The 13308-nt window shown below is 72.8% G+C and carries 13 protein-coding genes and 1 pseudogene; 4 read left to right on the top strand and 10 right to left on the bottom strand.

The window, feature by feature from the left end:
• A pseudogene (locus DEP02_RS07035) lies at nucleotides 1-310 on the top strand (tetratricopeptide repeat protein); the annotation flags it as partial.
• A 72-nt stretch (nucleotides 311-382) separates the two neighbouring features.
• Here the strand turns inward: DEP02_RS07035 and hppD are convergent.
• A complete protein-coding gene (gene hppD / locus DEP02_RS07030; RefSeq protein WP_112466477.1) occupies nucleotides 383-1531 on the bottom strand; it encodes a 4-hydroxyphenylpyruvate dioxygenase in 1149 nt (382 codons plus the stop codon).
• Nucleotides 1532-1657: 126 nt separating this feature from the next.
• Here hppD and DEP02_RS07025 point away from each other — a divergent pair, with 126 nt between their 5' ends.
• The 3 genes from DEP02_RS07025 to DEP02_RS07015 are packed head-to-tail and all read left to right on the top strand — an operon-like array spanning nucleotide 1658 to nucleotide 2967.
• On the top strand, nucleotides 1658-2128 hold the full coding sequence (locus DEP02_RS07025; RefSeq protein ID WP_112466476.1) for an Lrp/AsnC family transcriptional regulator: 471 nt from the start codon (nucleotides 1658-1660) through the stop codon (nucleotides 2126-2128).
• Nucleotides 2129-2185: 57 nt separating this feature from the next.
• Nucleotides 2186-2770, top strand: coding sequence for an ArsR/SmtB family transcription factor (locus DEP02_RS07020; RefSeq protein ID WP_112466475.1), 585 nt, complete (start codon nucleotides 2186-2188; stop codon nucleotides 2768-2770).
• An 11-nt stretch (nucleotides 2771-2781) separates the two neighbouring features.
• Nucleotides 2782-2967 (top strand): hypothetical protein, encoded by a 186-nt coding sequence (locus tag DEP02_RS07015; protein ID WP_112466474.1) that lies wholly within the window; start codon nucleotides 2782-2784, stop codon nucleotides 2965-2967.
• Between the two features lie 3 nt (nucleotides 2968-2970).
• Here DEP02_RS07015 and DEP02_RS07010 read toward each other — a convergent pair whose 3' ends face one another.
• The 9 genes from DEP02_RS07010 to DEP02_RS06970 all read right to left on the bottom strand — a co-directional run.
• Nucleotides 2971-3762, bottom strand: coding sequence for a S16 family serine protease (locus tag DEP02_RS07010; protein WP_112466473.1), 792 nt, complete (start codon nucleotides 3760-3762; stop codon nucleotides 2971-2973).
• Between the two features lie 60 nt (nucleotides 3763-3822).
• The gene (locus DEP02_RS07005) at nucleotides 3823-4464 is read right to left on the bottom strand and encodes an IclR family transcriptional regulator (protein ID WP_112466472.1); all 642 of its coding nucleotides are present in this window, start codon (nucleotides 4462-4464) and stop codon (nucleotides 3823-3825) included.
• Nucleotides 4465-5104: 640 nt separating this feature from the next.
• Nucleotides 5105-6895: a DEAD/DEAH box helicase gene (locus tag DEP02_RS07000; RefSeq protein ID WP_112466471.1), complete on the bottom strand. Its 1791-nt coding sequence runs from the start codon at nucleotides 6893-6895 to the stop codon at nucleotides 5105-5107.
• A gap of 122 nt (nucleotides 6896-7017) precedes the next feature.
• Nucleotides 7018-7386, bottom strand: coding sequence for a type II toxin-antitoxin system death-on-curing family toxin (locus tag DEP02_RS06995; RefSeq protein WP_112466470.1), 369 nt, complete (start codon nucleotides 7384-7386; stop codon nucleotides 7018-7020).
• Nucleotides 7386-7583: a hypothetical protein gene (locus DEP02_RS06990; RefSeq protein ID WP_112466469.1), complete on the bottom strand. Its 198-nt coding sequence runs from the start codon at nucleotides 7581-7583 to the stop codon at nucleotides 7386-7388. The genes DEP02_RS06995 and DEP02_RS06990 overlap by 1 nt, the downstream gene beginning before the upstream one ends.
• Nucleotides 7584-7615: 32 nt before the next feature.
• Nucleotides 7616-9079 carry an MFS transporter gene (locus DEP02_RS06985; RefSeq protein ID WP_112466468.1) on the bottom strand — a complete coding sequence of 488 codons (1464 nt, stop codon included), beginning with the start codon at nucleotides 9077-9079 and terminating at the stop codon, nucleotides 7616-7618.
• Nucleotides 9080-9163: 84 nt separating this feature from the next.
• The gene (locus tag DEP02_RS06980; RefSeq protein WP_112466467.1) at nucleotides 9164-9748 is read right to left on the bottom strand and encodes an SUKH-4 family immunity protein; all 585 of its coding nucleotides are present in this window, start codon (nucleotides 9746-9748) and stop codon (nucleotides 9164-9166) included.
• A 185-nt stretch (nucleotides 9749-9933) separates the two neighbouring features.
• Nucleotides 9934-12324, bottom strand: coding sequence for a xanthine dehydrogenase family protein molybdopterin-binding subunit (locus DEP02_RS06975; RefSeq protein WP_112466466.1), 2391 nt, complete (start codon nucleotides 12322-12324; stop codon nucleotides 9934-9936).
• Nucleotides 12321-13308: (2Fe-2S)-binding protein (locus tag DEP02_RS06970; RefSeq protein WP_232838992.1), on the bottom strand; the 988-nt coding region annotated here is incomplete at its 5' end. The genes DEP02_RS06975 and DEP02_RS06970, both read right to left, overlap by 4 nt.

Here is a 13308-nt window from a genome sequence, read left to right as displayed (position 1 = left end):
GGCCCTGACCGCGGTGGGCGCCGGGGCACCGGCTTCGCCGGCCGGCCCGGCGGCGCTGATCGCCGAACGGGAGCGGCACCTGCGGGCGCAGCCGCGGGACGCACGGGCGTGGGCGGTGCTCGGGGCCGCCCACGCCGAACAGGGGCGGCGCACGGCCGGCGCGGCCCGGCGGTGTCCGGGGAAGGCGCTGCGGACCAACCCGTACTTCTCCCCGCCGGCCGTGCCGCAGGCATGGGCGGCCCTTCAGGTGCTGGGCGAGCCGTCGGTGGCGGAGGCGCCGGAGAGTGTCACCGGGCAGGAGCGCCGGTGAGCCCGTGAGGCGGCGGAGGCCCGCCCGCCGTGCGGGTGTCACGGCGGGCGGGCAGTACGGCGCCGCGGGGGCTCAGAGGTTGCCGCGGCGCTCCTGCTCGCGCTCGATCGCCTCGAACAGGGCCTTGAAGTTGCCCTTGCCGAAGCCCATCGAGCCGTGCCGCTCGATGAGTTCGAAGAACACGGTCGGGCGGTCCTGGACCGGCTTGGTGAAGATCTGCAGCAGGTAGCCGTCCTCGTCGCGGTCGGCGAGGATCTTCAGCTCGCGCAAGGTCTCGACGGGCACGCGGGTGTCGCCGACCCACTCGCCGAGGGTGTCGTAGTACGAGTCCGGGGTGTCGAGGAACTGGACACCGGCCGCGCGCATCTGACGGACCGTCTGCACGATGTCGTTGGTGTTCAGCGCGATGTGCTGGACACCGGCGCCGCCGTAGAACTCCAGGTACTCGTCGATCTGGGACTTCTTCTTGGCGATCGCGGGCTCGTTGATCGGGAACTTGACCTTGAGCGTGCCGTCGGCCACGACCTTCGACATCAGCGCGCTGTACTCGGTGGCGATGTCGTCGCCCACGAACTCCTTCATGTTCGTGAAGCCCATGACCTTGTTGTAGAACTCCACCCACTCGTTCATCCGGCCGAGTTCGACGTTGCCGACGCAGTGGTCGATGGCTTGGAAGGTCCGCTGGGCGGGCGGCTCGACGATGGGCTTCGCGGCCCCGTAGCCGGGCAGGTAGGGGCCGTCGTAGCCGGTCCGCTCGACCAGGGTGTGGCGGGTCTTGCCGTAGGTGGCGATCGCGGCGAGGACGACGGTGCCGTGCTCGTCCTTCGTCTCGTACGGCTCTTGCACCGAGCGGGCGCCGTGCTCGACGGCGTAGGCGTACGCGGCGCGCGCGTCCGGGACCTCGATGGCGAGGTCGATGACGCCGTCGCCGTGCTCGGCCACGTGCTGGGCGAGGAATTGGCCCCAGGTGGTGGTGGGCTTGATCACCGAGGTGAACACGAACCGGGCGGAGCCGCTCTCCAGGACGTAGTTCGCGGTCTCGCGGCTGCCGTTCTCCGGTCCGGAGTAGGCGACCAGCTTCATGCCGAAGGCGGTGGAGTAGTAGTACGCCGCCTGCTTGGCGTTGCCCACGGCGAAGACGACCGCGTCCATTCCCTTGACCGGGAAGGGGTCGGCCTGCCGGACGGTCTCGTCGGGAGTGTGGTGTGTGGTCTGCGTCATGGCGGAAGAGTCACCTGGTCTCGCAAGGTGCGCAATAGTTCGCGCATCTGCTGGGCAATATGACCAGCAGATGCGGCAGGCCTGAAGGCTTTCTGTACAGGATGACCACCCCGGGAGGCGGGACGCATGGCGATCGATCGTCTGGACGGCCGCATCATCGTGCTGCTGGCGCGTGAGCCGCGTATCGGCGTGCTGGAGATGTCGCGGCGGCTGGGGGTGGCGCGCGGCACCGTGCAGGCGCGGCTGGACCGGCTGCAGTCGAACGGGGTGATCCGCGGCTTCGGCCCGGAGGTGGACCCGGCGGCGCTCGGCTATCCGGTGACGGCGTTCGCGACGCTGGAGATCCGGCAGGGGCAGGGGTCGGACGTGCGGGCGCACCTGGCGGCCGTGCCGGAGGTGCTGGAGCTGCACACCACCACCGGCAGCGGCGACATGCTGTGCCGGCTGGTCGCCCGCTCGAACGCCGATCTGCAGCGGGTGATCGACCGGGTGGTGGGTTTCGAGGGGATCGTGCGCGCCTCGACGGCGATCGTGATGGAGAACCCGGTGCCGCTGCGGGTCATTCCGCTGGTGGAGCAGGCGGCGGAAGAGGAGTGAGGGCGACTTCCAAAGAACCTGTTGCAAAACTTCCTTTGCAACACTATCTTTGTACGCATGAACGAGCCCTGGACCCAACCGGTCCGCCCTCTCGACGCCCGCTCGTTGCGGGGTCTCGCCCACCCCCTGCGCATGCAGCTGCTCACCGCACTGCGGCGCAGCGGACCGGCCACCGCGTCCCAACTGGCCTCGAAACTGGGCGAGTCCAGCGGCGCCACCAGTTACCACCTGCGCCAGCTCGCCGCGCACGGCTTCGTCGAGGACGCGCCCGAGCGCGGTAAGGGGCGGGAGCGCTGGTGGCGGGCGACCCACGGGGGCGTGACCTTCGACGAGACGCTGCTGAAGGACCCGGACCCCGAAGTGCGTGGTGCCGCGGACCTGTTCCTGCACGAGATCGCGAACCACCGCACTCAGGAGCTGGCGACCTGGCTCGGCACCCGGAACGACTGGTCCGAGGAGTGGGCCCGCGCCTCGGACATGAGCGACTACACGCTGCGTCTCACACCCGAGCTGGCCCTCGACCTCGGCAAGAAGATGCACGAGCTCGTGAAGAGCTACCAGGCCCTGACCCCGGACGACGGCACACCGGACACCGAAGTGGTGCGCGTCCACATGCACGTCTTCCCCACCCGCACGGACTGAGAGGCCGTCCCATGCATGCCGAGACCCACCTCATCCTCCACCACTCCCGCGCCACCGAACTCCGTACCGAGGCCGACGCCCACCGGCTGACCGCCGGGGCCAAGCGACCCGGCGTCCTGCGCACCCGGCTGGGCTGGACCCTCGTGGAGGTCGGCCTGCGCCTGGCCTCCGCCCCCAGGACGGCCCCCGCCGTCTAGCCTTCAGCAGCTCGGGACGGACCCCTTCCCCTTCTCCAGGGCCACCAGGGCGCTGACCGCGCCCTTCAGAGTGGTCACCGGGATCAGGCGCATCCCCTTCGGCAGCTCGGACTTGGCCTGGGCGCACTCGGCCTTCGGGACCAGGAAGACCGTGGCGCCGTCCCGGCGGGCGGCCTGGGTCTTGAGGGCCACGCCGCCGACCGCGCCGACCTTGCCGTCGGCGGTGATGGTTCCCGTGCCGGCGATCGTACGGCCGCCCGTGAGGTCGCCGCCGTCGCCGTCGCCGTCGAGCTTGTCGACGATGCCGAGGGAGAACAGCAGGCCCGCGCTGGGGCCGCCGACGTCGGCGAGCTCCAGCGTCACCTTGATGTTCTTGTCGTCGACGCCGAGGTACTTCAGGGCCGCCCGGGTGGCCGCGTCCTGGGACTGCCGCATCTGCTCGGCGTTGTGCCGCTCGATCTCCTTGACGCTGCCGCCGCTCGGGTAGACCGCGTCGCGCGGCATGACCGCCTGGTCGGTGGCGAACCAGCCGTCGATCACGTCCCCCAGCGAGACGTTCGCGTCCGGGCCGGTCGCCTCGATGGTCGTCATCCGCAGCTGTCCGCTCGTACTGCGGGTGGGGGCGCCGGAGATGGTGATGACCTGGGTGCCCTTGTTCTCGCCGAGCACGTTCGCCGTCATGCCCGGCTGCGCCACCGCGAACGGCAGCGGCGCGAGCACCGCGGCGGCGACCAGAGCCACGACGGGCAGCGCACAGACGGTGAGGGCTCGGGGGCGTGGGAGACGGGAGAGCACGGGATCAATCTAACGCGCCACAGCCGCACCCACCCTGCCCGGTGCAGCTCGGCGGCAGCGCTAACGCAGCGCCTCCGCGACCTCACGCGCCGCGTCCACGACCCGCAACCCCACCCGCTCCGGCACGGAGTCCGCCAGCATGACGACGCCGACGCTGCCCTCGATGCCCGTCACGCCGAGCAGCGGTGCCGCAGCCCCGCAGGCGCCCGCCTCCAGTTCGCCGCGGGTCAGGGTGTAGCCGGGGTCCGCCGTCGGCTGCCGGCGGGCCGCGAGAATCGCCTTGCCCGCCGCACCCCGCTCCAGGGAGTGCCGGAACCCGGCCCGGTAGGCCACGTGGTAGTCCGTCCAGGTCGGCTCGACCACGGCGACGGCCAGCGCCTCCGCGCCGTCCACCAGCGTCAGGTGCGCGGTCGCCCCGATGTCCTCGGCCAGCGACCGCAGCGCCGGCAGCGCGGCCTCCCGCACCAGCGGATGCACCTGCCGGCCCAGCCGCAGCACCCCGAGCCCGACCCGGGCGCGGCCGCCCAGGTCACGGCGTACCAGCGCGTGCTGTTCCAGGGTGGCGAGCAGTCGGTACACCACGGTCCGGTTGACGCCCAGTTTCTGGGACAGCTCGGTGACGGTCAGCCCGTGGTCCGTGTCGGCCAGCAGCTTGAGAACCCTGAGGCCGCGGTCGAGCGTCTGAGAGGTCTCCGCGGTCACGACGCCCACTCCTTAAGTGGTGAGGTCGGCGGACCCCTTCGCGTCGGACGCGTCACCGAGTCCCGTCAGTGACGCGCAACAGAGGCCGCCGATCGGCCGACGGTCCGGGCCGCCCGGACTGAAGTCGCTTCACGGCTGCGCTCCGCGGCGGCGCTGCCACGGGGCGTGTGCGTAGCGGGACACTAGCGAAGCCGGTTCGCTGAGCGGAAGGCTCTGTCCAGAATCCGGTCACTGACCGTGACGAGTTGCCTACGTTTGTCCGGATAAGCCCGCGGATCTGGACGGGAGGGCGGAGCCCCCTCCGGGGTGCGGAGGGGGAGCCTCCTCCGGGGTGCGGAGAGGGAGCCTCCTCCGGGGTGCGGAGAGGGGCCTCCCCCCCCCCGGGGTGAGGAGGGGAACCCCGGGGGTGCAGGGGGCGGGAGCCCCCGCCGGGGCCGGGGGCGGAGCCCCGGGGACGGTCACCTTCTGCCCCACCGAGACGGGTGGGCGGGTGGGAAACGGGGGTGCAGGGGGCGGGAGCCCCGGGAGCAGGGGGCGGGAGCCCCCGCCGGGGTCCGGGGCGGAGCCTCGGGGACGGTCACCTTCTGCCCCACCGAGACGGGTGGGCGGGTGGGAAAACCCCCGCGCACCCAGCGGAGCGTCACCTCATCCGCGTAGCCCACTCCTGCACCTTGGCGATGCGCTGGCGCAACTGCCCCGCCGTGGCCTCCGCGCTGGGCGGGCCACCGCACACCCGGCGCAGCTCGGTGTGGACCACCCCGTGCGGCTTGCCGCTCTGATGGACGTACGCGCCGACCATCGTGTTGAGCTGCCGACGCAGCTCCATCAGCTCCTTGTGCGTGACCACCGGCCGCCGCTCGGCGGGCAGTTCGAGCAGATCGGCCTCCTCGGCCGGCTTCCTGCGGCTGTGCGCGATCTGCCGGGCCTGCCGCTTCTGCAGCAGCATCTGCACCTGCTCGGGCTCCAGCAGCCCCGGAATACCGAGGTAGTCCTGCTCCTCCTCGCTCCCCGGGTGGGCCTGCATGCCGAACTCGGCACCGTCGTAGAGGACCCGGTCGAAGACGGCGTCGGACTCCAGCGCCTCGAAGGGCAGCATGTCCTGCTCGCCGGTGTCCTCGTCCTCCTCCCGGTTCGCCTCCTCCATCTCCTTCTCGGACTCGGCGTAGGGGTCCTCCTCGCCGTCCTTCTTCGGCCTGTCGAGGGCGTGGTCGCGCTCGACCTCCATCTCGTTGGCGAAGGTGAGCAGATCCGGGACGGTCGGCAGGAAGACGGAGGCGGTCTCGCCGCGCCGCCTGGACCGTACGAAACGGCCGACGGCCTGGGCGAAGAAGAGCGGGGTGGAGATGGTCGTGGCGTACACCCCGACCGCGAGGCGGGGTACGTCGACGCCCTCGGACACCATGCGGACGGCCACCATCCAGCGGTCGTCGCCGCCGCTGAACTCGTCGATCCGCTTCGATGCGCCGGGGTCGTCGGAGAGGACGAGCGTCGCGCTGTTGCCGGTGATCTCGCGGATCAGCTTGGCGTAGGCGCGGGCGGAGTCCTGGTCGGAGGCGATGACCAGGGCACCGGCGTCCGGGATGGCCTTGCGGACCTCGGTCAGCCGCTGGTCGGCGGCGCGCAGCACGGCCGGCATCCACTCGCCGCGCGGGTCGAGCGCGGTGCGCCAGGCCTGGCTGATCGCGTCCTTGGTCATCGGCTCGCCCAGCCTGGCCTCGACCTCGTCGCCGGCCTTCGTGCGCCAGCGCATGTTGCCGCTGTAGGAGAGGAAGATGACGGGCCGGACGACACCGTCCGAGAGGGCGGAGCCGTAGCCGTAGGTGTAGTCGGCGGACGAACGCCGGATGCCGTCCGGACCCTCCTCGTACGTCACGAACGGAATGGGGTTGGTGTCGGACCGGAACGGCGTACCGGTGAGCGCGAGCCGCCGGGTCGCCGGCTCGAACGCCTCCAGGCAGGCCTCGCCCCAGGACTTGCTGTCACCGGCGTGGTGGAGCTCGTCGAGGATGACGAGGGTCTTGCGCTGCTCGACGCGGTTGCGGTGCAGCATGGGCCGGACGCCGACGCCCGCGTACGTCACGGCGACCCCGTGGTACTCCCTGCCGAGCGGGCCCGCGCTGTACTCCGGGTCCAGCCTGATCCCTATCCGCGCGGCGGCCTCCGCCCACTGCTTCTTCAGGTGCTCGGTCGGCGCGACCACGGTGAGCTGCTGGACGACGTGGTGGTGCAGCAGCCAGGAGGCGAGCGTCAGGGCGAAGGTGGTCTTTCCGGCGCCGGGGGTGGCCACCGCCAGGAAGTCACGCGGCTGTTCCTGGATGTATCTGTCCATCGCGGCCTGCTGCCAGGCACGCAGCTTGCTGGCTGTGCCCCAGGGGGCACGTCCCGGGAAGGCGGGCGAGAGGTTGTGGGAGGCGGCGGCGGTGATAGTCACGGTCTCCGGTTCGCTGTGCTCGGCTCGGCTACGTACGACGACCGGGCCACCCTACCCGTGCGCTCAGCGGTCACCCGGGCCTACGACACCCCAGCGGGCCCGGGTGCGACACGCGTCACAGATCACTGAGCGAATCGTGGCAACTGCGCTGCGATCTTGGGCAGGTCGAGCACACCCTGGGAGACGTCCAGTACGAACTGCTCGGCTTCGTCCACATCGAAGTCCGCGTCCAGCGGGTGTCCGTTGAGGTGCAGGAAGACCCAGGTCGCGTACCAGGCGGTGCGCTTGTTCCCGTCGACGAAAGCGTGGTTGCGGGCGAGGGATTCCATCAGCGCGGCAGCCTTCTGCCAGACATCCGGATAGGCGTCCTGCCCGAACACACTCGACTGGGGACGCCCCAGTGCCGAGTCCAGGAGGCCATAGTCGCGCACCTCTGCCGCCCCGACCTGCTTGGCGAGATTCAGCAGCTCGGGGAGTGTCAGGTAGTGCATCAGGCCAGCCTCCGGTTGAGCTCGGCACTGGCCTTGAGTACGTGCTCGGCCGCCTCGTTGAACAGCCGTGAGCGCTCGTTTATGGCAGCCATCACCGCGCCGTGGGCGAACGCCTGCATGCTCATCCCCTCGGTAGCCGCCCGGTCGCGCAGCGCTTCGAGTTCTTCGTCCGTGAAGCGAAGGTTCAGTCCAGCCATGAAGGAATGGTACTACGCGGTACCACGCGGTGTCACTTGGACTCGGCCCGCAACCGCCGCGTCACCCACGCCCCCGCCAGCGCCACCCCCGCCATCGGCAGGAACACCGCCGCGAACGCCGCCGGGTGGGAGGCGGAGCCGGCTGTCGCCGTGGCGTGGGCGACCGTGCCGCCGCCCAGGGCGGCGAAGGCGGCGCCGCCGGCGGCGAGGAGGACGACGTTGGACAGGGCGTCGGAGATCTGCAGGGCCGCGGAGTTGGTGCCGGCCTCCTCGGGGGCGGACAGGCGCAGCAGCAGCACGCTGGTGGAGGCGATGACCAGGCCCATGCCGAAGCAGCCGAAGGCCCAGGCGACGGCGACCGTCCAGACGGGTACGGCGTCGATCAGCACGCTGGGCGCGGCGGCGATGGACGCGGCCACCAGCACCATCCCGAGGGTCATCAGCCGCTCCCGGTGCGGCGCCATCCGGGGCCGCGACTGCACCCACGAGCCCAGCGCCCAGGTGACCCCGCCCGCCGCGAGGGAGAACCCGGCCAGCGTCGGGGACAGCCCCCGCTGGGTGACGAGCATCAGCGGTACGAAGGACTCGGCGGCGATGAAGGAGCCCGCCGCGACCCCGCGCAGCAGCACGACGGACGGCAGCCCGCGCGCCGCCCGGTAGGTACCGCGCGGCAGCAGCCCCAGTGCGGCCGGCGCCAGCAGCGCGGCCCCCGCGACTCCGGGCAGCAGCGACAGCCACCGCAGGTCCTGGGCCGCGTACTGCAGCAGCCCTGCGCCCAGGGAGATGCCGAGGGCGAGCCGGATGCGCCGCAGGTCGAAGGAGGCCTGTTCCCCGCCGGGCTCCCCCACCGGACCGGCCGCCCGCCGCCGTATCTGCGGCAGGGCGATCGCCAGCGGGAACACGACCAGCACCGGGATGCCGAGGAACACCCAGCGCCAGCCGAGGTGCTCGGTCACCGCGCCGGAGGCGAGGGGGCCGACGATCGACGGGACCACCCAGGCCGCCGCGAACGCCGCCATGATCGACGGTCGCAGCCGCTCGGGGTAGGCCCGGCTGACGACGACGTACAGGGCGACGATCACCAGCCCGCCGCCGAGTCCCTGCACGGCGCGGCCCAGGATGAACACCCACATCGCGCGCGCCGTCCCGGACAGCAGCAGCCCCAGAGCGAACGACCCGATCCCCGCGGTCAGCGGCCCCAGCGGCCCTCGCCGGTCCGACCACTGCCCGGAGAGCACCATCCCGAACAGGCTCGTGGTGAAGAACCCCGAGAACGCGAACGCGTACAGCGACACCCCGTCCAGCTCGCGCGCTGCCACCGGCATGGCCGTACCGACGGCCGTCGCCTCGAAGGCGATCAGCAGCACGACCGACACGATCCCGATGCTCAGCGACCGGTGACTCCGGCTCAGCACGGTGTCGGCCGGCTCGTCGCGCGGCCGGCTTCTGTCGGGTATGTACGCGACGTCGGTGTCGCGTGGTTCCAGGGCACTCATGCCCGCCAGCGTAAGGTGCGCAACCCCCTCCGGCTCCTGTCGGGAGTCGCCCGTGACCTGCGACCTTGGTCGTACGACCGCCGTTCAGGAACGGCGTACGGAGCCTTGGAGAGCGCGGTGCAGCAGCCAGAGGGTGAGGGTGAGGACGGAGACGTCCTTGGCGAGCGGGGTCAGGGTGGCCCGGGCCTCGCTCCAGGTGCTGACCCTGCCCGTGGTGCCGTCGACCAGCAGGCCGTTGCCGTCCACGAGACGGCCCAGGCGTATCAAGTGGCTCGCGCGGGCGGGGAGTTCGGGGTGGGCGTCGGGGTGTTCCCCGGCGTAGTACTCGGCGAGGGTCGGCAACGGCGCGTCGCTGTCGAACTGGAGGAGGACCCCGTCCTCGGGCAGGCCCGTGTCGCGCAGGAAGCGGCGGGTCGGCTCGTGGGTGAGGGTGACGGGGAAGTCGACGTCCTCGAAGCGGGCGAGGCGGCCCTGGCCGAACTCCTGGTGCAGCAGGCGGGCGCGCAGGTCGAGGGCCAGGCCGGAGACCGTCGGCCCGAAGGGGGTCCCCGGGCCGGCCACCAGCGCCGCCGCACGCCGGAACGGCCCGAGTCCGGCAGGCCGGCGGCGGAGACCGCCGGTGGTCTCGGGCAGGGTGATCACCGCGGCAACGGTGTCGGTCGTGCTCATTGCTCCCCCGTGCGGATCGGTTCAGGTACCGGGCGGGGCGCGCTACGGCGTGCCGCCCGGGGCGGGAGCCGTCGTCCCCACTGACAGGAACACTACGCCGCGCCGCTGACAACGCCCCGGGACGGAAGACGCCGGCGGGGCCGCGGGCGTTCCCTCCCGGCCCCCATCCGTCCGGGTGCCCCCGCCTACCGATTCGCCTGATTCATCTGCTGTGTCACGACCGCCGCCTGGGGGCGGATCGGCAGGCGGTTGACGGGGCGGCCGGTGGCGGCGCGCACGGCGGAGGCGACGGCCGCCGGGGAGGTCACCACCGGTACCGCGCTGACCGCCTTGGCGCCGAAGGGGGCGACGACGTCCCGTTCCTCGACCAGCTTCACGATCCGGATGTCGGGTGCGTCCAGGGCCGTGGGCAGGGCGTAGCCGGTGAGGTCGGGGTGGCGGATCAGCCCGCGCGGGGTGCGCAGGTTCTCCGTGAGGGCGATGCCCACGCCCTGGGTGACGCCCCCCTCGATCCGGGCGGCCAGCTGGGTGGGGTTGAGGACCCGGCCGACGTCCTGCGCCACGGCCAGCTCCACCACCCGTACCGTGCCCATCTCGATGTCCACGTCCACCACCGCGCGGATCGCGCAGAAGGCGAGGCCCACGAACGCGTCGCCCTGGCCGGCCTCGTCCAGGGGCTCCGTGGGGTGCGGGCGGCACTGGGCCGTCGCCCACAGTTCCTTGCCGTCCATCGCCTCCGTCACGGTCGTGGACAGGACGCCGTCGTACGACGTGATCTTGCCGTCCGTGATCTGCAGCAGTTCCGTGGACATGCCGAACTTGTGCGCCAGCGGCTGCAGGAGCTGCGTGCGGACCATCTTCGCCGCGCGTTCCACCGCGCCGCCCGACACCCAGGTGTGGCGGCTCCGGCAGCCGGGGCCGGACGGTGGCTGGTCGGTGTCGACCGGGGCCACGTGGACCTCGTCGATGCCGAGGGTCTCCTGGACGATCTGCCGGGCGAGCGTGGTGAAGCCCTGGCCGGCCTCCACCGCCGCGCACAGCACGGTGGCGACCCCGTTCTGGACCCGCACCGTGGCCGTGGAGACCTCGTCGGCGCCTTCCGCGCCGAGCATGTGCACCATGCCCAGGCCGTAGCCCACGCCCCGGCGCACCGCGCCCGGTTCGCCCGCGCCCTCGGGTCCGCCGGGCAGCAGCCACTCCTCCTCGGGGGTGTCCTTGGGCAGCGGGGGCAGGGGGTGGTCCCGTACGGCCTGGAGCAGTTCGGCGACCGGCGCCGGGCACGTCACGGTCTGGCCGGTCGGCAGGACGTCGCCCGTCGCCATGACGTTGCGCAGGCGCACCTCCGCCGGGTCCAGCCCGAGCTTCTTGGCCAGCTTGTCCATCTGCGCCTCGTAGGCGGCGCACACCTGCATCGCGCCCTCGCCGCGGACGTGGCCGGAGGGCGGGTTGTTGGTGCGCACCGCCCAGCCCTCGATGAAGGCGTTCGGCACGACGTAGGGGCCGCAGGCGAAGGCCACGGCGGCGGCCAGGGCCTCGGAGGAGGTGTCGGCGTACGCGCCCGCGTCCAGCAGGATCTGCGCCTCGACCTTCACCAGCCTGCCCTCGGCGTCGGCGTGGTGGCGGTAGCGCAGCAGCGTCGGGTGGCGGTGCGTGTGGCCCAGGAAGGACTCCTCGCGGGTCGCCGTCAGCTTCACCGGGCAGCCGGTCTTCAGCGCCAGCAGGCCGAGCGGCAGCTGGAAGCCCTGGTCCTCGCGGTCGGCGGTCGCGCCGGGCACGCCGGTGACGACGATCTTCACGCGCTCGGGTTCCAGGCCGTAGCAGGCGGCGAGCGTGTCGCGGTCGGTGTGCGGGTCGGTGGAGGCCAGGTACAGTTCCACGCCGCCGTCGGGGCGGGGCACCGCGAGCCCGGCCTCGGCGCCGATGGGGGCCGGGTCCTGGCGGCCGATGCGGTACAGGCCCTCGGCGACGACCTCGCCGACCGCCTCCGGGTCGCCGTGGCGCAGCGGGATGTGCCGGATCAGGTTGCCGTCGGGGTGCAGCGGCTCGGCCTCGAAGGCCTGCTCGGGGTCGGTCACCGGGTCGAGCACCTCGTACTCGACGATGACGGCCGCGGCGGCCATCCGCGCGGTGTCCGGGTGGTCGGCGGCGACGGCCGCGATGGGCTCGCCGTGGTGGCGTACGACCTCCGAGGCGAACACCGGGCGGTCGGCGGCGACGGCCGCGATGGGCTCGCCGTGGTGGCGTACGACCTCCGAGGCGAACACCGGGCGGTCGGCCGTGCCCCGCCCGTGCACCGGGCGGCCGGGGACGTCCTCGTGGGTGACGACGGCCCGCACGCCGGGCATCTCGCGCGCGTGTGCGGTGTCGATGGCCACGATGCGCGCGTGCGGGTGCGGTGAGCGCAGTACGGCCGCCCACAGCAGGCCCTCGGCCCACAGGTCGGCCGCGTACGGGAAGGTGCCCTCCGTCTTGGCGCGGGCGTCGGCGGCCGGCAGCGAGGAGCCGAGTCCGTGCGGCAGCGGCTCGGGCGCGGCAGCGTTCTCGGTGGCGGCAGCGGTGGCGGCTTCGTTGCTCACGCCTGGCCTCCGTCCTGGCCGTAGGGGTCGTGCGGGTGCGGGGACTCGAACGCCGAGGGGTGGACCCCGCCGTCGCCCGGTCCCGCCTGGTGGGGGATGCGCGGCTCGGCGGTGTCCGGTCCGGCGGTGTCCGGCTCGGCGTCGTCCGTCGTGGCGTGCGCCTCGCGTTCGGCGACGACCTCCTTGACGGCCTGCAGGACGCCCCGGTAGCCCGAGCAGCGGCACAGGTTGCCGCACAGGGCCTGGCGGGTCTCCAGTTCGGTCGGGTCCGGATTGCCCTCCAGCAGGTCGTGCACGGTCATCGCCATGCCGGGCACGCAGAAGCCGCACTGGACCGCGCCGCACCGGGCGAGCGCCCGCTGCACGTCGGAGGGCTGCCCGTCCACGGCCAGGCCCTCGACCGTACGGACCTCGCTGCCGGCCGTGGTGACCGCGGGCACCAGGCAGGAGGCGACCAGGCGTCCGTCGACCTGCACGTTGCAGGCGCCGCACTCGCCCTGCGAGCAGCCGTCCTTGGCGCCCGCGAGGCCGAGCCGCTCGCGCAGCACGTACAGCAGCGACTCGCCGATCCAGGCCTCGGTGACGGGCCGGTCGACGCCGTTGACGCGCAGCACGTAGGAGGCGAGCGGGTGCTCGTCCTGCGGGGGTGCGGGGGGCGGGCCCTCGGAGGGCGCGGTGTCCGGGGACACGGTGTCCGGGGACACGGCGCTCGCTCCCGGCGTTTCCTGGCGCGGGGCGTCCTGGCGCGCGGCGGCGGTGTCGGCGTTCGGGACGGGCCCTTCGGGGGCCCGGGAGGACGGGCCGGTGTCCCCGGCCGTATCGGGCCGCGCGGGCGGTTCGGTGTGGCCTTCGGCGGCCGTTACGGCCGCCGCGGCGACCTCGCCGGCCTCGACTGCCCCGGGGACGGGGCCCCGCGGGGCCCCTGCGCCGGGCTCGGGCCCGGGTTCGGGCGAGGTCCGGGGGCCGTGTCCGGGCGCGGCGGGC

Source organism: Streptomyces triticisoli (assembly GCF_003270085.1).
Lineage (GTDB): Bacteria > Actinomycetota > Actinomycetes > Streptomycetales > Streptomycetaceae > Streptomyces > Streptomyces triticisoli.
The sequence above is the reverse complement of the archived record's forward strand: the minus strand, read 5'-3'. Positions and strand labels throughout refer to the sequence as shown.